The following is a 22699-nucleotide window of genomic DNA, read 5'->3' as shown; positions in this document are numbered from 1 at the left end:
AGGAGCGGGGGAGAGGAACAGAGGGGCCGGACGCGACGACCGGGCGGCCCCCTGTGCGGGTGGGGGCCGCCCGGCGCGGTACGCGGAGCGATGGCGGGGACTATTCGAGGAGCTCCGCGTACGAACCCATGGCCAGGGCGATGTCCGCCTGGGCCCAGAAACGGTGGTACGTGAACACGGGCGCGGCGCCGCCCGCGAGATAGGCCGAGATCTTCGACCAGGCCGGGTCGTTCTTGTAGAAGGACCGCAGCGAGGAGAAGGTCGACGACGAGCTGATCGTGTCGCCGTTGGGCATCTTGCCGGTCCAGCCGCTCGGCACGTACACGCTGTCGTTGAAGCGGCTGTAGTCGGTCCGGGTCTCCGGCACGGCGACACCCAGGCTGTCCTGGTAGTTGCCCCACATGCCGTCGAGCAGCGCCTTCGCCGTCGTCTTCGCCTGGGCGTTCCCGGACTTGGCGGCGTAGTACGTCAGGGTCTTGGCGTACGCGGCCGCCACGCCGACGTCGTTGGTGTAGTCGGCGACGGTGACGTGCAGGCCGCTGTTGGCGCCGGGGCTCGACGCGTTCCAGGTGTCCGGCTGACCGGACCACTGGAGCGTGGAGGGGATCAGATAGGTGCCGTCCGGGTTGATCGTGGTCTTGGACAGCGCCCAGGAGACCCACTTGTCGAGAACCGTCTTGGCGGCGGCACTCCCGGTCTGCTGGTAGTACTCGGCGACCCGCTCCATCGACCACGCCTGGAAGCCGAACCACTGGTTGGACGGCGGATCGTGGTAGACGGGCTGCTGGTCGTAGTACATGCCGTAGAAGGTGGACGTACCGGTCGGCGGGGTCGCGTACCGGCCCGCCCAGCTGTTGGTCGCGCCGCCCGCGATGGCGCCCTCGTTCGACTGGAGCCAGCGGTAGAACTCCAGTTGCCGGTCCAGGGACTTGGCCCAGTCCGCCTGGCCCGTGGCCGACTTCGGCTTCAGGTCGGCGTTGGTGCTGAGCGCGTAGGCGGCGAGGGGGTTCTGGTAGCCGCCGTGGACATGGCTGGAGCCGATGCGCCAGGCCCAGCCGGCACTGGTGTCGGTGGCGCCGCCCCAGGCGTAGTACCAGGACAGCAGGTAGGCCGAGGCGTCCTTGCCGGTACCGGCCGCGCACGTCGACGGCCCGACACAGTTGCCGATCTTCTTGAAGTACTTGTCGTACATGGCGTAGCGCAGATAGTCGCCCATCTTCGCCGCCTTGCCGACGGTGGCCGACACGTCACTGTCCTTGCCCTGGGCCTTGGCCCAGACGTCCGCCCAGTACGCGGCCTGCACGGCACGGGCGTCCGCGTCCGGGGCGTCGGTGTACTTCCACTGCTTGGCGTACGACGAGTCGCCGGTGAACAGGTCCAGATAGCCGTTGGTGCCGCCGTACTTGAAGGCGTCGCAGGTCGGCTGCGGCACCGTCTCCCACACCGACTCCTGCGGGCCGCGCTGGAAGGTGTTGATGTACGACGGGCCGGTCGCGGTCGGGCCCGCCTCGCACTTGCCGGGCTCGTTGCCGTAGCCGTAGACGTTGTCCACGTCCTGGATCCAGTGCATGCCGTAGACGTCGTCGGTGCCGTACGCCGTCTTCAGCTCGGCGGCGATCGGATCCGATCCGACGGAGACCGCGGTGTCGAGCTTGGCCGGATACTCGTTCGGCGTGTCCAGCTCGGGCGCGTAGGTCGCCGGCTTCGAGGCGTTGTAGAAGGAGTTGGTCGGCTGGTCGGCGTGGGTGGGGATCATGTACTTCTCCATGAGGTCCCACGCGCCGTTGAACTTGGACCAGTCACCCGAGACCTTGCCGTACATGGCCTGGAGCCACAGGAGGTAGCTGTACGCCTCCGACGTGGTCTCGTGCCCCTGGTCCGGGGCCTCCACGATCAGCGTCTCGACCGCGTGGTACGGGATGCCCTCGGGCGAGAAGTAGCCGTTCGCCGGGTTGGTGATCTTCCCGTACAGGTCCAGGAAGCGGGCGTCGTACTCCTTCGACGCGGCGATCTGCGTCACCGTCACGGTGGCCTTGGTGTAGCCGGTGGCCGTCGAGTCGAAGGTGGCCGCGCCGGTCCCGGAGGCGGCGGCGGTGACCGTCACCTGCTGCGCGGTGCTCCAGTTGGACGGCGTGAAGGTGAGCGAGGCGCCGCCGGTGACCGACACGCCGGTGTTGCCGCCGGTGCGCGCGGTGGTGACGGTGACGTTCGCGCTGGGCTGCGTCGACAGCTTCACGTCGTACGTCGCCGTCTTGCCCTGCTGGACGGCCAGCTGGTTGGTCGAGGCCACCACGGAGGGACCCGAGGCGACCGTGATGCCGACCGGGGTGGACTCCGCCGAGGCGCCCAGGCTGTCGTAGGCCTTCGCGAGCAGCGAATGACTGCCCACGGTCAAGCCAGAGGCCGAGAGCGAGTAGGGCGCGCTGGTGTCCGTGCCGAGCAGCGTGGTGTTGTCGTAGAACTCCACCTTGCTGATCGTCGCGCTGTCCGCGGCCGCGGCGGTGGCCGCGAGCGGGACCGCGGTGCCCTGGGTGTAGACCGCGCCCGCGGCCGGGCTGGTCAGCACGGTTATCGGCGGCTGGTGCGCGCCGGTGCAGGTGGTGCCGTTGACCGCGAAGGAGGCGGGAGCGGTGTTGGTGCCGCTGTAGCTGAACTGCGCGCCCGTGCTCACCGCCGCGCCCGCGGCGATCGTCCCGTTGTACGAGGCGTTGTTCACGGTGATCGCGGTGCCGGACTGGGTCCAGGTGCCGTTCCAGCCGTTCACCAGCTTCTGGTTGCCGGTGTAGGCGTAGGTCAGGGCCCAGCCGCTGATGGCGTCCGTGCCGCGGTTGGTGAGGGTCAGGTCCGCGGTGAAGCCGGAGCCCCAGTCGTTGGTCTTGTAGTCGACGCTGCACTGGAGCGTGGCCGCCTGGGCAGGGGCCGTGCCGACGGCGAGCATCGACAGGGGGAGGGCCAGTGCCGTCACGGCGGCGGCCCATAACCGACGTACGGCTCTGCGCCTTCGGGGTGGGGGATGCATGGTGCTGGTTCCTCCTTGTTGCGGCTGTTGCGGCTCGGAGAAGTCAAGGCTTGAACCAGTGGGAGCGCTCCCATAGTGGGGATGGGGGTGGGAGCGGTCAAGACACTTGAAGAGTCGAAAAGATTCGACGAACACTTCGTCGGCCACATTGAGGAAAAGTCAGCGAACCCCCTGTTCTTCGTCGTGACTTGGCGCTAGCTTCCTTCGCACCAGTGGGAGCGATTCCAACAGTCGACGCGTCCGTCACGACGCGCCCGAGCTGCAAGGAGTCGCTCATGCGACACCCCCCGCGTTCAGGTCTTTTAGTCGTGGCCGGAGCGATCGCCCTCATCGGGGCAGCGGTCGTACCGGTCGTCACGGCGCAGGCGGCCACGCCGGCGTGCACGGTGCAGTACTCCGTCGTCAGTCAGTGGGACTCCGGCTTCCAGGGCACCGTGAGCATCACCAACAACACCGCCGCGGTGAGCAGTTGGAGTCTCTCCTTCGACTTCGCCGGCGGCCAGAAGGTCACCCAGGGCTGGAACGCCAAGTGGTCCCAGTCCGGTACGACCGTCACCGCCACGAACGAGAGCTACAACGGATCCCTCGGTACCGGCGCGAGCGTCAGCGCCGGATTCATCGCCTCCTGGTCGGGCAGCAACACCCCACCGGCCACGTTCAAGCTCAACGGCACCACGTGCAACGCCGACGCGGAGCCGTCACCCACGCCCACGCCGACCCCGACCCCCACCGAGCCGCCCTCGGACGGCACGGCGCCCGCACTGCACGTCTCCGGGAACAGGCTCGTCGACGCCTCCGGCGGCACCCGCCGGCTGCTCGGCGTCAACCGCTCCGGCGGCGAGTTCATGTGCGTGCAGGGATACGGCATCTGGGACGGCCCGGTCGACGACGCCGCGATCAAGGCGATCGCCGACTGGAAGGCCAACACCGTCCGGATCCCGCTGAACGAGGAGTGCTGGCTCGGCCTGTCCAACGTCAAATCCCAGTACTCCGGGGCCAACTACATCAGCGCGGTGAAGGACCTGGTGGCCCGGGTCGAGGCGCACGGCATGACGCCGGTCGTCGAACTCCACTGGACCTACGGGCAGTACACCGGCAACTCGGCGGGCTGCTCGGACGTCCACGCCACCTGCCAGAAGCCGATGCCCGACATGCAGTACTCGCCCGCGTTCTGGTCCTCGGTGGCGAGCACCTTCAAGGCCGACCCGGCCGTCGCGTTCGACCTGTTCAACGAGCCCTATCCGGACCGGGCCACCGCCACGACCACCCAGGCGTGGCAGTGCTGGCGCGACGGCGGCAGCTGTCCCGGCATCGGCTACGAAGCGGCCGGAATGCAGGACCTGGTCGACGCCGTACGCGGCGCCGGCGCGAACAACCTGGTCCTGGCCGGCGGGCTCGCCTACTCCAACGACCTGAGCCAGTGGCTCACCTACCGGCCCACCGACCCGGCGGGCAATCTCGCCGCCGCCTACCACGTGTACAACTTCAACACCTGCGCGAGCGAGAGCTGCTGGAACTCCACGCTCGCTCCGGTCGCCGCCCAAGTGCCGCTGGTGGCAGGGGAGATCGGCGAGAACACCTGCTCGCACGCGTTCGTCGACCAGGTCATGAACTGGTTCGACGCACACGGTCTGTCCTATCTGGGCTGGACCTGGAACACCTGGGACTGCTCCTCGGGCCCGTCCCTCATCTCCGCGTACGACGGCACACCCACGTCGTACGGAGCCGGGCTGCGCGACCATCTGCGCGCCTTGAACGGCTGATCGGTCACACACGTCCGGCACACGCTCCACCGCACCTCTCAACGCGCAATCCGTCACGCGTACCACCGCGCAATCCGTCACGCGTTCCATCGCGCAATCGATCACACAACCCATCACGCAACCCATCACGGAACACCACAGAAGGAACCCGCACTCATGAGCCGTAGCAGAACAGCGGTACTCGCCGCACTGGCGCTGATCGCCGGCGCCACCGGAGCGGCCGTCACGGCCGCTCCCGCGTCCGCCGCCGTCCCCTGTACCGTCGCCTATTCGGTGCAGAACCAGTGGGACACGGGCTTCACCGCCAACGTGACCGTCACCAACAACAGCGCCGCCAAGAGCAGTTGGGCGGTGAAGTGGGCCTACGCCGGCAACCAGAAGATCACCAACGGCTGGAACGCGAAGATCACCCAGAGCGGGACCGCCGTCACCGCCAACAACGAGAGCTACAACGGGACGCTGGCGACCGGCGGTTCGGTCAGCTTCGGCTTCCAGGCCTCCTACAGCGGCACCAACGCACTGCCGACCACCTTCACCCTCGACGGCGTGACCTGCAACGTCGACGGCGGCAGCGGAGGCGGCGGGGGCGGCGGAGGCACCGATCCGTCCGGCAAGGTCGACAACCCCTACGCCGGCGCCAAGGTGTACGTGAACCCCGAATGGTCGGCGAAGGCCGCGGCGGAGACCGGCGGCAGCCGGATCTCCAACCAGCCCACCGGCGTCTGGCTCGACCGCATCGCCGCCATCGCGGGCGCGAGCGGGAGCATGGGCCTGCGGGCCCACCTCGACGCGGCGCTCGCCCAGAAGGGCACCGGCGAGGAGGTCGTCCAGCTGGTCATCTACGACCTGCCCGGACGTGACTGCGCGGCCCTGGCCTCCAACGGCGAACTCGGCCCGACGGAGATCGACAAGTACAAGACGCAGTTCATCGACCCGATCGCGGCGATCCTGGCCGACTCGAAGTACGCCTCGCTGCGGATCGTCACCACCATCGAGATCGACTCGCTGCCCAACCTCGTCACCAACACCGGCAGCAAGGCCACCGCCACGCCCGCCTGCGACACCATGCTCGCCAACGGCAACTACGTGAAGGGCGTCGGCTACGCGCTGAACAAGCTCGGCGCGATCCCCAACGTCTACAACTACATCGACGCAGGCCACCACGGCTGGCTCGGCTGGGACGACAACTTCGCCCCGTCCGCCCAGCTCTTCTACCAGGCCGCCAACGCCGAGGGCGCCACCGTCGCCGACGTGCACGGCTTCATCACCAACACGGCCAACTACAGCGCCCTGAAGGAGAACAACTTCACCATCAACGACACCGTCAACGGCACCTCCGTACGCCAGTCGAAGTGGGTCGACTGGAACCGGTACGTGGACGAGCTGTCGTACGCGCAGGCGTTCCGCACCCAGTTGGTCTCGGTGGGCTTCAACTCCGGTATCGGCATGCTGATCGACACCTCCAGGAACGGCTGGGGCGGCACCGCCCGGCCCACCGGACCCGGCGCCACGACCAGCGTGGACACCTACGTCGACGGCGGCCGCTACGACCGCCGCATCCACATCGGCAACTGGTGCAACCAGTCCGGAGCCGGTCTCGGCGAGCGGCCGCAGGCGGCCCCGGCGGCCGGGATCGACGCGTACGTGTGGATGAAGCCGCCGGGTGAGTCCGACGGCTCCAGCAGCGCCATCGCGAACGACGAGGGCAAGGGCTTCGACCGGATGTGCGACCCGACCTACACGGGCAACGCCCGCAACGGCAACAGCATGTCGGGTGCCCTGCCGAACGCGCCGCTGTCCGGGCACTGGTTCTCCGCCCAGTTCCAGCAGCTGATGCAGAACGCCTACCCGGCGCTGTGACGCGCTGACGCGCTCCGCCGGGGCCGGCCTCCTCCAGGGGCCGGTCCCTGCGGAACGCCCGCGGTTTCCCGCTCCCTGTCCGACGCCGTCCCGGCAACGGAAGCGGCCGTCGCGCGGTGTGTCGGCGCACGCCGACGGCTACCGGACGAGAGGCTGACTTCCATGGCGCACCACCACCATCACCACGGTCACGGCGAGGACGCACCCGGCTCCGACCTGGACTGGGCCGAGATGGCCGAACCGCTGGAGGCCCAGGCGGAACTGTTCGCGCCGCTGTACACCCAGATCCTGGCCTGGCTCGGGGAGCAGGTGGCCGAGCCCGCACTGATCGTCGACGCGGGCAGCGGGCCCGGAGTCGTCTCCTGCCGGTTCGCCCAGACGTTCCCGGGCGCTCGGGTGGTGGCCGTGGACGCCGCCGCCCCGCTGCTGGAGCGGGCCCGGCAGCGCGCGGCCGGACTCGGTCTCGCGGACCGCTTCGACACCCTGGCCGGTGATCTCCCGTCCGTACTGGCCGAGACGGACGGTCCGGCCGACCTGCTGTGGGCGGCCCGCAGCCTGCACCACATCGGCGACCAGGGCGCCGCCCTCACCGCCTTCGCCGACCGGCTGGCACCGGGCGGGACGCTGGCGCTGATGGAGGGCGGGCTGCCCGCCCGCTGTCTGCCGCGCGACCTGGGCCTCGGCCGTTCCGGACTCCAGTCGCGGCTGGACGGGGTGCTGGCGGCGTGGTTCGAGCGGATGCGCGCCGCTCTGCCGGGGGCCGTCGCCGGGTGCGAGGACTGGCCCGCGCTGCTGGCCGCCGCGGGCCTGGAGCACACCGGCACCCGTACCTTCCTGCTGGACCTGCCCGCGCCCGCGTCCGAGCAGGCCCGCGCCTATGTGGCCACGTCCCTGTCCTGGCTGCGCGAGGCCTGTGCCGAGGAGATCGACACCGAGGACCTGACCGTCCTCGACCGGCTGCTCGACCCGGACGACGAGGCGGGCGTGCACCGCCGGCCGGACGTGTTCGTGCTGGCGGCGCACACCGTGTACACGGCGGTGCGGCCCGCGTAGCGACACCTGTGGGGCCGAGCGACGTCCGTGGCGGCCGCGCTTGACTTCGAGAGCACTTCAAGTGATGGACTCCCCGTCGTTCACAGGGACGCAGAGACGCAGGGGGCAACCATGACCGACTCTCCGGTCACGCTCATCACCGGAGGCGGCAGCGGCATCGGCGCCGCGGTCGCGCGGCGGCTGCTGGACGACGGGCAGCGAGTGGCCGTCACCGGCCGCGGCGAACGGCGGCTGAACCAGTTCGCCGAGGAACTTGGCCGTCCGGAGGGCCTGTTGACCCTGGTCGGGGATGCGGCGGACTACGCGCAGATCCAGGCGGCCGTCGAGACCACGGTCAAGACCTGGGGCCGGCTGGACACCGTCGTCGCCAACGCCGGCATCGCCACCCACGACGCGGTCGCGGACGGCGACCCTGCCGGCTGGACCGAGATGGTCCTCACCAATGTGCTGGGGCCCGCCCTGCTGATCAGGGCCTCGATCGACGCGCTGAAGGAGACCCGGGGCCGGATCGTGCTGATCGGCAGCGTCGCCGGGTTCGTGCCCACGCCGGGCAATTTCTACGGCGCGACGAAGTGGGCGGTGACCGGCCTCGCGGAGAACACCCGGCGCCAGGTCACGGAGTTCGGCGTCGGCGTGACCCTGGTCGCGCCCGGCCGGGTGGAGACCCCGTTCTGGGACGGCTACGGCTCGCTGCCGCCCGGGAACCTGCTCACCGCCGACCAGATCGCCGACTCGGTCGTCTGGGCCGTCCGGCAGCCGTACGGGGTCGATGTGAACACCGTCGTCGTACGACCGCTCGGACAGCCCAACTGACCCGACCGACAGGTCAGGTCAGGTCAGCCGATGTCGAACACCGCCGGGTCGGGACCGATCCGGCGGTCCTCGTTCAGCGCGCTGATCGCCGCGAGGTCCTCGGCGTCCAGGCTGAAGTCGAACACGTCGATGTTCTCCTTGATCCGGGACGGCGTCACGGACTTGGGGATCACGACGTTGCCGAGCTGGAGGTGCCAGCGCAGCACGACCTGGGCCGGGGTGCGGTTGTGCTTCTGGGCGATGGCGACGATCGCCGGGACCTCCAGCAGGCCCTTGCCCTGGCCGAGCGGCGACCAGGCCTCGGTGGCGATGCCCTGCTGCGCGTGGAACTCGCGCGGGGCGTGCTGCTGGAGGTAGGGGTGCAGCTCGATCTGGTTGACCGCGGGGATGACCGAGGTCTCCGAGATCAGCCGCTCCAGGTACTCCGGCAGGAAGTTGGAGACGCCGATGGCCCGCACCCGGCCGTCCGAGTGGAGCTTCTCGAGCGCCTTGTAGGTGTCGACGTACGTGTTCCGGGACGGCAGCGGCCAGTGGATGAGGTACAGGTCGAGGTAGTCCAGCCCCAGCTTGCCCAGGGAGGTGTCGAACGCGCGCAGCGTCGCGTCGTACCCCTGGTCGCTGTTCCAGAGCTTGGTGGTGACGAAGACGTCCTCGCGGGGGATGCCGGCCGCCGCGATGGCCTTGCCGGTGCCCTCTTCGTTGCCGTAGATCGCCGCTGTGTCGATGCTGCGGTACCCGGCCTCCAGCGCGGTGGCGACCGCCTGCTCCGCCTCGGCGTCCGGCACCTGCCAGACCCCGAAGCCCAGCTGGGGCATCTCGACGCCGTTGTTGAGGATGATCGGGGGGACCTTGCTGCTCACGAGCTCTTGATCCTTCGGTTGTCCGTCAAGTGGTACTCCCATCGTCAACGATCACGGGCCGTGATGCATTCCTGACGAGGGAATCCGTCCGAACCGCCGGGGAACGGCTCAGGCGTGGTAAAGGGCCTCGACCTCTTCGGCGTAGGCCTTCTCGATCGCCTTGCGCTTGAGTTTCAGCGACGGGGTGAGCAGTCCGTGCTCCTCGGTGAACGGCTGGGCCAGGATCCGGAAGGTGCGGATCGACTCGGCCTGCGAGACGAGGGTGTTCGCCGCGACCACCGCCCGCCGCACCTCGGTCTCCAGGTCCGCGTCACGCACCAGCTCGGCCGGGGGCGGCAGCGCCCTTCCGCTCATCTGGAGCCAGTGCTCCACGGCCTCCTCGTCGAGGGTGACCAGGGCCGCGATGTAGGGGCGGTCGTTGCCGACGACGATGCACTGGTTGACCAGCGGGTGGTCGCGGACGCGTTCCTCCAGCACCCCGGGGGAGACGCTCTTGCCGCCCGAGGTCACCAGGATCTCCTTCTTGCGCCCGGTGATGGTGAGGTAGCCGTCCTCGTCCAGGGAGCCCAGGTCGCCGGTGGCCAGCCAGCCGTCGTGCAGGGACTCGTCGGTGGCCTTGGGGTTGTTGAGGTAGCCCTGGAAGACGTTGGCGCCGTTCAGCCAGATCTCGCCGTCGTCCGCGATGTGCACGCTCACGCCCGGGACGGCCTGGCCGACGGTGCCGTAACGGGTCTGCTCGGGCGGGTTGGCGGTCGCTGCGGCGGTCGACTCGGTGAGCCCGTAGCCCTCGTAGATCTGCACCCCCGCGCCCGCGAAGAACAGGCCGAGGCGCCGGTCCATCGCGGAACCGCCCGACATCGCGTTGCGGATGCGGCCGCCCATCGCGGCGCGCACCTTGGCGTAGACGAGCTTGTCGAAGAACTGGTGCTGCACGCGCAGGGCCGCCGAGGGGCCGGGCCCCAGGCCCCAGGCCTTGTTCTCCAGGGCCTCGGCGTACTTCACCGCCACCTCGACGGCCTTCTCGAACGGGCCGGACTTGCCGTCCTTCTCCGCCTTGCGGCGGGCCGCGTTGAACACCTTCTCGAAGATGTACGGCACGGCGAGGATGAAGGTCGGCCGGAAGGCGGCCAGGTCGGGCAGCAGCGCGGACGCGTTGAGCTGCGGCTGGTGGCCGAAACGGACCCGGCCGCGGATCGCGGCGATCTCCACCATGCGGCCGAAGACGTGGGCGAGCGGCAGGAACAGCAGGGTCGCCGCCTCGTCGCCCTTCCTGGAATGGAAGACCGGCTCCCAGCGGGCGATGACCGTGTCCGCCTCGAACATGAAGTTGCCGTGCGAGAGGACGCAGCCCTTGGGGCGGCCCGTGGTGCCCGAGGTGTAGATGACCGTGGCGGTCGACTCGGGGGTGACCGCCTCCCGGTGCCGGTGCACCACCTCGTCGTCGAGATGGGCGCCGGCCTCGTACAGCTCCGGCACGCAGCCGGCGTCGAGCTGCCACAGCCGGCGCAGCCGCGGCAGCCGGTCGATGACGGTGGCGATCGTCATCGCGTGGTCCTCGTGCTCCACGATCGCCGCCGCCACCTCGGCGTCGTACAGCATCCAGAAGCACTGCTCGGCCGAGGAGGTCGGGTAGATCGGCACGACCTGGGCGCCGATCGACCACAGCGCGAAGTCGAGCTGGGTCCACTCGTAGCGGGTGCGGGACATGATGGCGACCCGGTCGCCGAAGCGGACGCCCTCGGCCAGCAGGCCCTTGGCGAGGGCGAGGACCTCGTCGCGGAACTCGGCGGAGGTCACGTCCTGCCACTGTCCCCGCTCGTCCTTGCGGCCGAGCGCGATGTGCAGCGGGTCCTCCTCGGCATACCGGAAGACGACGTCGGCCAGGCCGCCGACCGGCGGTGCCGACGCCGACGGAGGGTTGGTGAACTCGCGCAAACCCCGCTCCCCGCTCTAGTGCCGCACCGCACAGCGCCGTGAAAGCTACCCCACCGAACGCCGGGCAGGGAGGGGGCGGGAAGCCGGACGGGGGCGGTTTCCACCCGGACCGGGGGAGGAGAAAAGAGTCGATAGCGGGGAGGACCGGACACAAACCTGACGGTTGAGTAAGTTTCTCGACCGTAATCTCCACTGAATCTGTACGACGTTGAACGACCCTCGGGGAGCCCCGCCGGGCCCCGGTGCGGGGTTCGGCGGGGCTCCCCGGTCCTTCGGGCGGAGGCGGTCAGCCGCGGGGGGCCGTGGTCCGTCCGGCCGGGGCCTGTCCGGCCGGCGCCGGCTCGGCGGACCCGTGCGGAGCGGTCCGTTCCGCGGCCGGGGAACGCACCAGCAGCAGCACCAGGGCACCGGCCGCCAGGCCCGCGAAACCGGCCGCCACGAGCGCCGTGTCGAGCCCGGAGGCGAAGGCCGAACGCAGCGTGTGCTCGGGGAACGCGCCCCGCAGGGCCCCCGCCCCGCCGCCCGCCAGCGTGTGCGCCGCCTCCTGCGGCAGCGTGTCGGCCATCCGGGAGGTCACCAGGGTGCCGAAGACGGCGACGCCGAGCGCGTACCCGAGCTGGCGGACCGTGTTCACCGCGCCGCCCGCCATCCCGGCCCGCTCGGCCGGCACCGCCGCCAGGGCCGCGCCCGCCACGGTCGGCGACACGAAGCCGGTGCCGACACCCACCAGCACGAACCCGGGGACCAGCGCCGTCCAGTCCGAACCCGAGTCCAGCACGGCCTGGCAGAACGCCCCCGAACCGATCAGCAGCAGCCCGCCGCCGATGGTCAGCCGCGCCGGGACCCCGTGCAGCAGCCGCCCCACCACCACCGCGACCACCATGGCGGCCACCGTCAGCGGCAGCAGTGTCAGCCCGCCGCGCACCGGACTCATCCCCAGCACGGTCTGCATCCAGATCGACAGGTACGGCGTCACCCCGAACGCCACCCCGTTGAAGGCCGTCGCCCCCAGCATCACGCCCACGAAGGCGGGCCTGCGCAGCAGCCCCAGGTCCAGCAGCGGGTGCGCGGCCCGCCGTTCCACCAGCACGAAGGCGGCCAGCGCCAGCGCGGCGAGCGCGAACGCGACCAGCGTGCGCGGCTCGCCCCAGCCCTCGGTCCCGGCCCTGACCACGGCGTACGTCGTCCCGCCCGCGAACACGGCGAACGTGACCGTGCCCGCCCAGTCGACCCGCATCCCGCGCGGGCCCCGAGACTCCGGCACCACCCGCAGCATCAGCCACACCGCGGCCACGCTCACCGGCAGGTTCACGAAGAAGATCCAGCGCCAGCCGGGCCCCTCGGTGAGCAGTCCGCCCAGCACCGGCCCGACCGCCGCGGCCGCGCCGCTCACCGCGCCCCACACCCCGAGCGCCGCCGACCGCTGCCGCCCCTGGTAGACCGAGCCGAGCAGCGGCAGCGTCGTCGCGAACATCGCGGCCGCCCCCACTCCCTGCACGGCCCGCGCGGCCACCAGCGTGCCCGGCCCGGACGCCAGCCCGCACAGCAGCGACGCCAGCGCGAACACCACCACGCCCACCACGTGCACCCGCCGCCGCCCCAGCAGGTCGGCCGCGGCCCCGACGCCCAGCAGCAGCGCGGCCAGCGCCAGCGCGTACCCGTCGACCACCCATTGCAGATCACTCAGCGACGCGTGCAGCGCCCGTGCCATGTCCGGCAGCGCGACGACCACGATCGTCACGTCCACCAGCAGCATGAACGTGCCCAGGCACACCGCCGTGAGCGGCCCCCATGTCCGCATGTCCTCCACCCCTGTACTTCCTGTGCGATGGTTGCGTATGCCTCCGTACGATGACCGCCGGTCGGACGATCGCGGCGGAGACGGGGATGCGACCGGCGGAATCCGACCTGGAGGGGCGTTCCGGTGACGGAATCCAGCACGATCGACCGGCTCGATCTGCAACTGGTGTCCGCGCTGGAGGCCGACGGCCGGGCCCCCTTCAGCCGGATCGGCGCGGTGCTCGGCGTCTCCGACCAGACGGTCGCCCGCCGCTACCGCCGGCTGTGCGCCGAGGGCGGACTGCGGGTCGTCGCGGTCCGGGACGCCACCAGGCTCGGCCAGGACCAGTGGATGCTGCGGCTGCGCTGCGCACCCGACAGCGCCCTGGCCATCGCCGACGCGCTGGCCAAGCGGCCCGACACCTACTGGATCGGACTGGCCTCCGGCGGTACCGAGGTCCTGTGTCTGACCCGGCCGCGCAGCCTCGGCGACCACGACGACCTGCTGCTCGGCAAACTGCCCCGCACGCCGAGCGTGGTGGAGATCCGGGCCCACCAACTGCTCCACCGCTTCTACGGCGGCGTCAACGGCTGGGTCCGCAAACTCGGCGCCCTCACCGACGTCCAGATCGCCGCCCTGACCGACCGGCCGTCACCGGCGGCGCCGGGCGAAGCCCGCATCGATCCGCAGGACGAGCTTCTGCTGGCCGTGCTGGAGCGCGACGGACGTGCCACCCACCCCGAACTCATGCGTGCCACCGGTCGCTCCGAGTCCGCGGTCAAACGCCGTCTCGGCGCGCTGCTCGCCTCCGGCGCGGTGTACATCGACATCGAGTACGACTCGGAGATCTTCGGCCGTTCCGTCGCCGCCGTCCTGTGGATCACCACCGCCCCCGCGGCCCTGCACCGGGTCGGCGAGGCGCTCGCCGCCCACCGGGAGATCGCCCACGTCTCCGCGACCGCCGGCCCCTCGAACATCGTCGCCACCGTCCTGACCAGGAACACGGCGGACCTGTACGCCTATCTGAGCGGTCCGCTCGGCCGGCTGGAGGGGGTCCGGCACGTGGAGACGACGCCGTTCCTGCGCCGGGTCAAGCAGCTCACGTATCCGCTTCCGTCGCGCTAGGGCGCTCCTCGCGCGGCCCGCGCCAGCGGCGGTGCAGCCGGTCCCCGCCGCCGAGGACCGCCGCGGCCAGCGCGTCCGCCGGGCCCTGCGCCGCCGTCCGCCGTCGGCCGTGCACCAGGACGAACTCGACGCGGCCCAGTTCCGGCAGGCCTGCCCGCTCCGGCACCGGCACCAGACCCGGCGGGACCAGTCCCCGCGAGTGCGCCATCACGCCCAGCCCCGCCCTCGCCGCCGCGATCAGCCCGTTGAGGCTGCCGCTGGTGCACGCGACGCGCCAGGCCCGCCCCTGGCGCTGAAGCGCCTCGAAGGCGAGGGCCCGGGTGATCCCCGGCGGCGGGTAGACGATCAGCGGCACCGGACGGTCGGGGTCCAGGCGCAGCCGCTGCGCGCCGATCCACACCAGTTCGTCGCGCCACACCAGCTCGCCGCGCGGGTCCCCCGGGCGCCGCTTGGCCAGCACCAGGTCGAGCTTCCCGGCGGTCAGTTGCTCGTGCAGCGTGCCGGACAGCTCCACGGTCAGTTCCAGGTCGACCTCGGGATGGTCGTGCCGGAAGCCCTCCAGGATCTCCGGGAGCCGGGTCAGCACGAAGTCCTCCGACGCGCCGAAGCGCAGCCGGCCGCGCAGGCGGGTGCCGGCGAAGAACGTCGTCGCCTGCTCGTGCACCTCCAGGATCCGGCGCGCGAAGCCGAGCATCGCCTCGCCGTCCTCGGTCAGCTCCACCGAGTGCGTGTCCCGGGTGAACAGCGTCCGGCCGGCGGCGTCCTCCAGCCGCCGCACGTGCTGGCTGACGGTCGACTGGCGCAGCCCGAGCCGCCTGGCGGCCTGCGTGAAACTCAGCGTCTGCGCCACCGCGAGGAAGGTACGCAGTTGGGAGGGGTCGTACACACCCGCCACCGTACCCGGCTATCACGCTAGGCGATGACAGTCAGAGTGGTATGACGGATTCCCGATCACGGAGCGGGAGAGGAGGATGGAGGGGGGCCTCCTGGGCGGCCCCGGACCGAAACGCACGAGCAAGTGGAGCACCGTGAAACGCCTGCGCCGGCCGAGTCGGATGCCGATCGACCCGTACATCCTGCTGCTGCTCGGGACGGTGGGCCTCGCCGCGCTCCTGCCCGCGCGCGGAGCGGCAGCCGACGTCGCCTCGGGTGCCTCCACCGCCGCGATCGCCTTCCTCTTCTTCCTCTACGGGGCCCGGCTGTCCACCCGCGAGGCGCTCGAAGGGCTGCGCCACTGGCGCCTGCACGGCACCGTCCTGCTCTGCACCTTCGTGGCCTTCCCCCTGCTGGGCCTGGCCGCCCGCGGACTCGTCCCGGTGCTGCTGACCCACTCGCTCTACCAGGGACTGCTGTTCCTCACCCTGGTCCCCTCCACCATCCAGTCGTCGATCGCCTTCACCTCGATGGCCCGCGGCAACGTGCCCGCCGCGATCTGCGCGGGTTCCTTCTCCTCGCTCGCGGGCATCGTCGTCACCCCGCTGCTGGCGGCCGCGCTGCTCGGCGGCAGCGGCGGCGGGTTCTCCGCCGGCTCCGTCGTCAAGATCGTGCTCCAGTTGCTCGTGCCGTTCCTCGCCGGGCAGGTGCTGCGCCCCTGGATCGGCGGCTTCGTCGCCCGGCACCGCAAGGCGCTCGGCCACGTGGACCGCGGATCCATCCTCCTCGTCGTCTACACCGCGTTCAGCGAGGGCATGGTCCAGGGCATCTGGCACCAGGTCAGCCCGGTCCGGCTCGGCGGGCTGCTCCTGGTCGAGGCCGTCCTGCTCGCCGTGATGCTCGCGCTGACCTGGTACGGCACGAAGGCACTGCGCTTCGGCCGCGAGGACCGCATCGCCATCCAGTTCGCCGGTTCGAAGAAGTCCCTGGCCTCCGGACTGCCGATGGCGAGCGTGCTGTTCGGCGCGCACGCCTCGCTCGCGGTGCTGCCGCTGATGCTCTTCCACCAGATGCAGCTCATGGTGTGCGCGGTGATCGCCAAGCGCCGGGCCCACGACCCGGAACCGGCCGGCGCCGCCGCGCCGGCCGCCCCGGTGCGGACCCGTGCCGTCACGGCGACCCGCTCGCGCTGACCTCGTCCGCCCCGCCCCCGTTGGGGCCGGGGGCCGGCCGTGCTGGGGCGTGTCTGACCATTCGCGTCTGCCCGGCGACGCCATGCACGCTCCCCCAAGGGGGGAACCCCCACTCGCCGCACCGGCCCCGGACCCGAGTACGTCCAGTACGCGGGCCTGGGGCCGGCACACCGAGAGCACGCTCCCCCGAGCTCTCGGCTTCGCTCGAGCGGGGAGGGACCCCCATGACGCCGCCGGGCCGCCCTCCGGGCGACGACGCGAATGGTCAGACAGGCCCTGGGCCGACCTCCCGTACCCGGTCCATCGGCAGCCACAGCACGGTGTGCGCAAGGTCGTCGGACGGTGTGCCGGCGGACGGCGCGTCGGTGATCTCCGCGTCGCTCAGCGCGCGGTCCCGGACCCGGACGTCGTCGAGCGCGCCGGTGAAGAACTCCCGGCCGTCCATGCGCTGGCCGACGTGGACGCCGAACGGCGAGTTCCGGCTCACCGAGCCGGTCACGTCGGCGACGGCCGACCGTGCGCCGTCGACGAAGAGCGTCAGACGGCCGCCGCCGCGGCGCAGCGCCACCCGGTGCCAGCGCCCGTCGTCGAAGGTGCCGGTGACGCTCACGGCCGCGGACCGTACGGCCGTCGCGCCGTCCCGCACGGTGATCTGCGCGCGCACCCGGTCGCTCGCGGGCTCCGCGCGCAGCCAGACCTGCGGCTGGGTGGGCCCCACGCCCCCCATCCACAGCAGCGGCTGCTCACCGGTGGTGGCGGTGGAGCGGAACCACAGGGAGGCGGTGAAGTCCTTCGTCCCGAGCGGGAGCCGGTCGCTGTAGGGCAGACGTACGCCGTCGTCGGCGCCGTCGAAGGACAGCGCGCCGCCGTCGATCCCGTCGCTCACCCTGGCGCCGCCGAGCACGGTCGCGGGTGCGGCGCCCGGGGCGAGGTCGTCGGTGGTCGGGTCAGGGCCGCGGGGCGGCACGAGCCAGTCCGCGGAGAAGCGGGCGAAGCGGATCTCGTCGCGGGCGTCGACGGCGCCGGCCTCGTACAGCAGGCCGACGGTGTGCCGGTCGACCCGGGTCAGGTCGGAGTAGCCGGAGAAGTCCGTGGTGACGGTGGTGCCGCGGTCCAGGCTGTCCCAGGTGCGGCCGCCGTCCCAGGAGGAGCGGATCATCATCCCTCGGCGGCGGTCGGGGTCGCCGGGGCAGGCCAGCAGCAGGCGCGGGCCCAGGCGGAGGGTCGAGCACTGCACCTGGGGCGCGTAGAGGTCGGGCAGGTCGCGGAACGGGGCGGTGAAGCTGTCGCCGCCGTCGCGGCTGACCGCCTGGGTGCGGTGGCCGAGCTCCGTGCCGTCCTGCTCCCGGCCGCTGACCAGCACGGCACCGTCGACCAGTTCGGTGAGGGTCAGTTCGGAGGGTTTCTGACGGAAGGTGCCGTCCTCGGCGACCGGCCACGAGTCGACGGCGCCGGGGCGCCAGTGCTCGCCGCCGTCGTCGCTGACGACGAGTGCCGCGTGGCCGGCGGTGACCCGGCCGCCGTCCCAGGTCTCGGTGTTGACGCCGAGGACGAGCCGGCCCGCGTGCCGGCCGCGGGTGAGCTGGATACCGTGCACCGGGCCCGTCGCGTACCAGGAGTTCCAGTTCGCGGGCAGGATCTCGGAGCTCAGGTCGCGCGGCGCGGACCAGCTCAGGCCGTCGTCGTCGCTGTACTGAAGGTGCGGGGTGCGGTCGCAGGGGACGGCACAGCCGGCGCTGTCCGTCCGCCCGGTGTTGTACGTCTCCGCCAGCAGGACGCGGCCGGTCTCGCGGTCCACGATCGGCGTGGGGTTGCCGTGGGTGTCGCCGCCGCCCTCGTCGACGACCTGGAGCGGGCCCCAGGTGCGCCCGCCGTCGGTGGAGCGCTTGAGCACGATGTCCGTGTCGGCCGTGTCACCGCAGTTGAGGACCCGGCCCTCGGCGAACGCCAGCAGCGTGCCGTCCGTGGTGGTGACGATCGCCGGGATCCGGAAGCAGGCGTACCCGGGGTCCTGGGACGCCTTGAACAGCACCTGCTGCCCGAACTCCGGGTCGGCCGCCGACGGCAGGGCGTGCGCGGGCCCCGGCAGCGTGAGCAGCGCGACGGTGGTCGACGCCGTGACGAGGGTGGATCTCAGGCGGGTACGAAGTCTTGACGGCATGGTGCGACCTGCCCTTCGTGCGCGACCTTCGTGCCGCTTCGGCCTCTGCGTATCGTTGGGAATCCCAATGATATCGTTGGGAGCGCCAACGGTATCTTCGTATCATTGGGAAGTCCAATGAATCGTCGCTAGGCTGCGTTCATGTCCGAAGCCCCGATCCCCGCGGTCCGCGCCCTGCCCAGCTGGATCCTCGGCCGTGCCGCCGCACGCGGCCGGGCGCTGGTCACCGAGGCGCTCGCGGCCCAGGGCGTGAAGATGTGGCACCACGTGGTGCTGTCGGCCGTCCGCGACCTCGCCCCGGTCGCCCAGGCCGATCTGGGCCGCGGGGTCGGACTCGACCCCAAGGACCTGGTGGGTGTCCTCAACGACCTCCAGGCGGGAGGCCTGATCGTCCGCGAGCCGGATCCGAGGGACCGCCGCAAGAACGCCGTGTCGCTCACCCCGCAGGGGGAGGCGCTGCTGCTGCGCTGCGAGGACGCGGCACGGGCGGCGAACGAGGTACTGCTCGCGCCCCTCCCGGCGGCCGAACGCGACCGGTTCACCGCCCTGCTGGTCCGCGTCGCCGCAGGCACGGACGAACCGTCCGACGTGACCTGACCTGACGTGACGTGACCTGACATGAAATGACAGAGGCCCGAGGCGGGGCCCCCGCGGCGCAGGGGGCGCTCCCCGCCGGCCGGGGCCCCGCCGCCGTGTCGCGGGGAGCCGTATCAGCCCTGGGCGGCCGCGGCCCGCAGGGCGATCCGGTCCTCGCCCGCGTACACGTTCATGGAGCTGCCCCGCAGGAAGCCCACCAGCGTCAGGCCGGTCTCCGCGGCCAGGTCCACCGCCAGCGACGACGGCGCCGACACCGCCGCCAGCATCGGTATCCCCGCCATCACCGCCTTCTGCGCCAGCTCGAAGGACGCCCGGCCCGAGACCAGCAGTATCGACCGCGACAACGGCAGATCACCGCTCTGGAGGGCGCGGCCGACCAGCTTGTCGACGGCGTTGTGCCGGCCCACGTCCTCGCGGATGTCGACCAGTTCCCCGTCCTCGGTGAACAGGGCCGCCGCGTGCAGGCCCCCGGTCCGGTCGAACACCCGCTGGGCCGCGCGCAGCCGGTCGGGGAGGCTCGCCAGCAGACCGGGGTCCACCCGGACCGGGGGAGTGTCGGCGATCGGGAAACGGGCCGTCGTACGCACCGCGTCCAGGCTCGCCTTGCCGCACAGCCCGCACGACGACGTCGTGTAGACGTTGCGCTCCAGGGTGATGTCGGGCAGGACCACCTCCGGCGCGGTCCGCACGTCCACCACGTTGTAGGTGTTCGACCCGTCGGCGGTGGCCCCCGCGCAGTACACGATGTTCTGCAGGTCGGACGCGGCGGCCAGCACGCCCTCGCTCACCAGGAACCCCGCGGCCAGCGCGAAGTCGTCCCCCGGTGTGCGCATGGTGATGGCGAGCGGTCTGCCGTTGAGCCTGATCTCCAGCGGTTCCTCGGCGACGAGCGTGTCGGGCCGGCTGGAGACCACCCCGTCCCGGATGCGGATCACCTTGCGTCGTTCCGTGACTCGTCCCATGTCCTGATCAGCCCCGGTTCTGTACGTGCTGGTAGCCGAAACGGCCCTTGATGCAGAGATTGCCGTGGGTCACCGGGTTGTCGTGCGGCGAGGTGACCTTGACGATCTCATTGTCCTGCACGTGCAGGGTGAGGTTGCAGCCCACACCGCAGTACGCGCACACCGTCGTCGTCGCGGTCTGCGCCGACTCGTCCCAGGTACCCGCCGCCCGCATGTCGAACTCGGACTTGAAGGACAGGGCCCCCGTGGGGCACACCTCGACGCAGTTGCCGCAGTACACACAGGCGGAGTCGGTGAGCGGCGCGTCGTGCTCGACCGCGATCCGGGCGTCGAAGCCGCGGCCGGAGACGGAGATCGCGAAAGTGTTCTGCCACTGGTCGCCGCAGGCGTCCACGCACTTGTAGCAGAGGATGCACTTGTCGTAGTCGCGCACGTACAGGTCGTTGTCGACCCTCGGTTCCTCGCCCAGCCGGGCCGCGTCGGGGCCGAAGCGGTCCGGCCGCGCCCCGTAGTCCTCGATCCACTCGGCCGCCCGCGGGGTCGTCGACAGGTCGACCGAGGAGGCGAGCAGCTCCAGGACGATCTTGCGGCTGTGCCGGGCGCGCTCGCTGTCGGTGCGGACCTCCATCCCCGGCTCCGCCCTGCGCGAGCAGGCAGGCACCAGGGTGCGCGAGCCCGCCACCTCGACGACACAGAGCCGGCAGGCGTTCTTCGGGGTGAGGGTGTCGCCCTGGCAGAGGGTCGGCACGTCCTTCCCGGCCGCCCGGCAGGCGTCCAGCAGGGTCGAGCCCTCGGGCGCCCGCACCGGCTCCCCGTCGAGGGTGAACTCCAGCAGCCGGCGGGGGATCCCCAGCGGTGTCACGGTCATTCGTACGCCCCCAGACGGTCGATGGCGGATTCCACGGCGTTCCACGCGGTCTGCCCCAGACCGCAGATCGAGGCGTCCCGCATGGCCCGGCCGACCTCCCGCAGCAGCGCGATGTCGTCGTCGGCCGCCGTGCCCGTGCGTTCGGCGATCCGGTGCAGCGCCTCCTCCTGGCGCACGGTCCCGACCCGGCACGGCACGCACTGCCCGCACGACTCGTCGCGGAAGAACTCCGCGATCCGCAGCAGCAGTCGCGGCAGCGGGACGGTGTCGTCGAAGGCCATCACGACCCCCGAGCCGAGCGTCGTGCCCGCCCGGCGGGTGCCCTCGAAGGTGAGCGGGATGTCCAGCTCGTCCGGACGTACGAAACCACCGGCCGCCCCGCCGAGGAGCACCGCCCACAGATCCGGGCGCACCCCCGCCAGGGCGAGCAGCTCGCCGAGGGTGGCGCCGAAGGGCAGCTCGTAGACGCCCGGGCGCTCGACGCTGCCCGACACGCAGAACAGCTTCGGCCCGGTGGAGCCCTCGGTGCCGATCGCCGCGTAGGCCTGTGCGCCCAGGTTCAGGATCGGCAGCACGTTGACCAGCGTCTCGACGTTGTTCTCGACCGTCGGCCGGCCGAACAGGCCCTGCTCCACCGGGAACGGCGGCTTCGAGCGCGGCTCGCCCCGGTAGCCCTCGATCGAGTTGAACAGGGCGGTCTCCTCGCCGCAGATGTACGCGCCCGCGCCCCGCCGGATCTCGATGTCGAAGGCGAAGCCCGTGCCGAGGATGTCGTCGCCGAGCAGACCGCGGGCGCGCGCCCGGTCGACGGCGTGCCGCATCCGGCGCAGCGCCCGCGGATACTCGCCGCGCAGGTACAGGTACCCCCGCTCGGCGCCGACCGCGTACGCCGCGACGGTCATCGCCTCCACCAGCGCGTACGGGTCGCCCTCCATGAGCACCCGGTCCTTGAACGTGCCCGGCTCGGATTCGTCCGCGTTGCACACCAGATAGTGCGGGCGGGCGGGCTGCGACGCCGTGGCCTGCCACTTGCGGCCGGTGGGGAAGGCGGCGCCGCCGCGCCCGACCAGGCCGGAGTCGGTGACCTCGCGGATGACCGCGGCGGGCCCGATCGCGAAGGCCCGGCGCAGGGCCGAGTAGCCGCCGTGCGCGCGGTAGTCGTCGAGGTCGGCGGGGTCCACCACGCCGACCCGGCGCAGCAGCGTCAGCGCCTGGTCCCCGGCCTGGTCCCCGGCCTGGGGGACCGCCGACAGCACCGGCGCCTCCTCGGGCGCCGCGTCCGGCGCGCTCGCGGCGAGGACGGCGCCGTCCACCGTCGCCGGCGCCGACACCGCCGTACGCACCGGATCCCCCGCCCGCACCGCGAGCACCGCCGGAGCCCGCTCGCACAGGCCCAGACAGGCGCTGCGCTCGACGCCCACCCCGCTGCCCGCACCCAGCCCGGCCTCGACGCCCGCGCACAGCTCCGACGCCCCGGCGGCCGCGCACGCCAGGTCCGTGCACACCTGGAGCACGGTCGCGGGCCGCGGCCGCACCGAGAACATCGCGTAGAAGGTGGCGACCCCGTACGCCTCCGCCGGCGGCACCGTCAGCCGCCGGCACAGATAGCCGAGGGCGCCCTCGCTGATCCAGCCGACCCGGTCGTTGATCGCGTGCAGCCCCGGCAGCAGCAGGTCACGGCGGTCCCGGGCCGCGCGGCCGCCGCGCGCCCACCTGAGGTCGCCGTCGGAGCGGTCCGCCCCCTCCCACGAGGACTGCGGAGGGCCGAGCAGGGCGTCGACGGCCGCCCGCTCCTCGTCCGTGGGTTTGCCGTCGCCGAAGTGCAGGTCCACCACGT

Annotated in this window: 16 protein-coding genes; 7 read left to right on the top strand and 9 right to left on the bottom strand. The window is 71.7% G+C overall.

Going from position 1 to position 22699, the window contains the following annotated elements:
• Positions 1-100: 100 nt before the first annotated feature.
• A complete protein-coding gene (locus tag ACWC24_RS28875) occupies positions 101-3019 on the bottom strand; it encodes a glycoside hydrolase family 48 protein (protein ID WP_450665818.1) in 2919 nt (972 codons plus the stop codon).
• 275 nt (positions 3020-3294) lie between these two features.
• On the opposite strand from ACWC24_RS28875, the gene ACWC24_RS28870 reads away from it, so the two are divergent.
• From ACWC24_RS28870 to ACWC24_RS28855, 4 genes are all read left to right on the top strand, one after another.
• The gene (locus ACWC24_RS28870) at positions 3295-4782 is read left to right on the top strand and encodes a cellulose binding domain-containing protein (RefSeq protein WP_450665817.1); all 1488 of its coding nucleotides are present in this window, start codon (positions 3295-3297) and stop codon (positions 4780-4782) included.
• Positions 4783-4938: 156 nt separating this feature from the next.
• Positions 4939-6642: a glycoside hydrolase family 6 protein gene (locus ACWC24_RS28865; protein WP_450665816.1), complete on the top strand. Its 1704-nt coding sequence runs from the start codon at positions 4939-4941 to the stop codon at positions 6640-6642.
• 162 nt (positions 6643-6804) lie between these two features.
• The gene (locus ACWC24_RS28860) at positions 6805-7695 is read left to right on the top strand and encodes a class I SAM-dependent methyltransferase (protein ID WP_450665815.1); all 891 of its coding nucleotides are present in this window, start codon (positions 6805-6807) and stop codon (positions 7693-7695) included.
• A gap of 111 nt (positions 7696-7806) precedes the next feature.
• Positions 7807-8508 (top strand): SDR family oxidoreductase, encoded by a 702-nt coding sequence (locus ACWC24_RS28855; protein WP_450665814.1) that lies wholly within the window; start codon positions 7807-7809, stop codon positions 8506-8508.
• A gap of 23 nt (positions 8509-8531) precedes the next feature.
• Here ACWC24_RS28855 and ACWC24_RS28850 read toward each other — a convergent pair whose 3' ends face one another.
• The 3 genes from ACWC24_RS28850 to ACWC24_RS28840 form a co-directional block, all read right to left on the bottom strand.
• Positions 8532-9368 (bottom strand): aldo/keto reductase, encoded by an 837-nt coding sequence (locus ACWC24_RS28850; protein ID WP_450665813.1) that lies wholly within the window; start codon positions 9366-9368, stop codon positions 8532-8534.
• 108 nt (positions 9369-9476) lie between these two features.
• Positions 9477-11303 (bottom strand): AMP-dependent synthetase/ligase, encoded by a 1827-nt coding sequence (locus ACWC24_RS28845; RefSeq protein WP_450665812.1) that lies wholly within the window; start codon positions 11301-11303, stop codon positions 9477-9479.
• A 286-nt stretch (positions 11304-11589) separates the two neighbouring features.
• Entirely contained in the window at positions 11590-13104 is a 1515-nt protein-coding gene (locus tag ACWC24_RS28840; protein WP_450665811.1) for an MFS transporter, read from the bottom strand.
• 123 nt (positions 13105-13227) lie between these two features.
• Between ACWC24_RS28840 and ACWC24_RS28835 the strand changes: the two genes are divergently transcribed.
• A complete protein-coding gene (locus tag ACWC24_RS28835) occupies positions 13228-14208 on the top strand; it encodes an Lrp/AsnC family transcriptional regulator (RefSeq protein WP_450665810.1) in 981 nt (326 codons plus the stop codon).
• On the opposite strand, the gene ACWC24_RS28830 is transcribed toward ACWC24_RS28835, so the two are convergent.
• On the bottom strand, positions 14183-15094 hold the full coding sequence (locus tag ACWC24_RS28830; RefSeq protein ID WP_450665809.1) for a LysR substrate-binding domain-containing protein: 912 nt from the start codon (positions 15092-15094) through the stop codon (positions 14183-14185). The genes ACWC24_RS28835 and ACWC24_RS28830 overlap by 26 nt on opposite strands.
• Before the next feature lie 142 nt (positions 15095-15236).
• Here ACWC24_RS28830 and ACWC24_RS28825 point away from each other — a divergent pair, with 142 nt between their 5' ends.
• Positions 15237-16274, top strand: a complete 1038-nt coding sequence (locus tag ACWC24_RS28825; protein WP_450665808.1) for a bile acid:sodium symporter family protein — start codon at positions 15237-15239, stop codon at positions 16272-16274.
• A gap of 265 nt (positions 16275-16539) precedes the next feature.
• Here the strand turns inward: ACWC24_RS28825 and ACWC24_RS28820 are convergent, their stop codons facing one another.
• Positions 16540-18435 carry an exo-alpha-sialidase gene (locus tag ACWC24_RS28820; protein ID WP_450665807.1) on the bottom strand — a complete coding sequence of 632 codons (1896 nt, stop codon included), beginning with the start codon at positions 18433-18435 and terminating at the stop codon, positions 16540-16542.
• Between the two features lie 141 nt (positions 18436-18576).
• Here ACWC24_RS28820 and ACWC24_RS28815 point away from each other — a divergent pair, with 141 nt between their 5' ends.
• Positions 18577-19032: a MarR family winged helix-turn-helix transcriptional regulator gene (locus ACWC24_RS28815; protein ID WP_450665806.1), complete on the top strand. Its 456-nt coding sequence runs from the start codon at positions 18577-18579 to the stop codon at positions 19030-19032.
• Between the two features lie 113 nt (positions 19033-19145).
• On the opposite strand, the gene fdhD is transcribed toward ACWC24_RS28815, so the two are convergent.
• Genes fdhD through ACWC24_RS28800 form a run of 3 tightly spaced genes read right to left on the bottom strand, consistent with a single transcriptional unit; the run spans position 19146 to position 22694 of the window.
• Positions 19146-19994 (bottom strand): formate dehydrogenase accessory sulfurtransferase FdhD, encoded by an 849-nt coding sequence (gene fdhD, locus ACWC24_RS28810; protein ID WP_152889023.1) that lies wholly within the window; start codon positions 19992-19994, stop codon positions 19146-19148.
• 7 nt (positions 19995-20001) lie between these two features.
• On the bottom strand, positions 20002-20862 hold the full coding sequence (locus tag ACWC24_RS28805) for a 2Fe-2S iron-sulfur cluster-binding protein (RefSeq protein WP_450665805.1): 861 nt from the start codon (positions 20860-20862) through the stop codon (positions 20002-20004).
• Entirely contained in the window at positions 20859-22694 is a 1836-nt protein-coding gene (locus ACWC24_RS28800) for an NADH-ubiquinone oxidoreductase-F iron-sulfur binding region domain-containing protein (protein WP_450665851.1), read from the bottom strand. The genes ACWC24_RS28805 and ACWC24_RS28800 overlap by 4 nt, the downstream gene beginning before the upstream one ends.
• Between the last annotated feature and the right edge of the window lie 5 nt (positions 22695-22699).

The organism is Streptomyces sp. NPDC001443 (assembly GCF_053597355.1).
This window is presented reverse-complemented; position numbering and strand designations above follow the sequence as displayed.

Excerpts from the sequence above, each read along its gene's own strand:
- ACWC24_RS28875 (WP_450665818.1), bottom strand. The coding sequence starts at position 3,019 with ATGCATCCCCCACCCCGAAGGCGCAGAGCCGTACGTCGGTTATGGGCC.
- ACWC24_RS28870 (WP_450665817.1), top strand. The coding sequence starts at position 3,295 with ATGCGACACCCCCCGCGTTCAGGTCTTTTAGTCGTGGCCGGAGCGATC.
- ACWC24_RS28865 (WP_450665816.1), top strand. The coding sequence starts at position 4,939 with ATGAGCCGTAGCAGAACAGCGGTACTCGCCGCACTGGCGCTGATCGCC.
- ACWC24_RS28860 (WP_450665815.1), top strand. The coding sequence starts at position 6,805 with ATGGCGCACCACCACCATCACCACGGTCACGGCGAGGACGCACCCGGC.
- ACWC24_RS28855 (WP_450665814.1), top strand. The coding sequence starts at position 7,807 with ATGACCGACTCTCCGGTCACGCTCATCACCGGAGGCGGCAGCGGCATC.
- ACWC24_RS28840 (WP_450665811.1), bottom strand. The coding sequence starts at position 13,104 with ATGCGGACATGGGGGCCGCTCACGGCGGTGTGCCTGGGCACGTTCATG.
- ACWC24_RS28820 (WP_450665807.1), bottom strand. The coding sequence starts at position 18,435 with ATGCCGTCAAGACTTCGTACCCGCCTGAGATCCACCCTCGTCACGGCG.
- ACWC24_RS28815 (WP_450665806.1), top strand. The coding sequence starts at position 18,577 with ATGTCCGAAGCCCCGATCCCCGCGGTCCGCGCCCTGCCCAGCTGGATC.
- fdhD (WP_152889023.1), bottom strand. The coding sequence starts at position 19,994 with ATGGGACGAGTCACGGAACGACGCAAGGTGATCCGCATCCGGGACGGG.
- ACWC24_RS28805 (WP_450665805.1), bottom strand. The coding sequence starts at position 20,862 with ATGACCGTGACACCGCTGGGGATCCCCCGCCGGCTGCTGGAGTTCACC.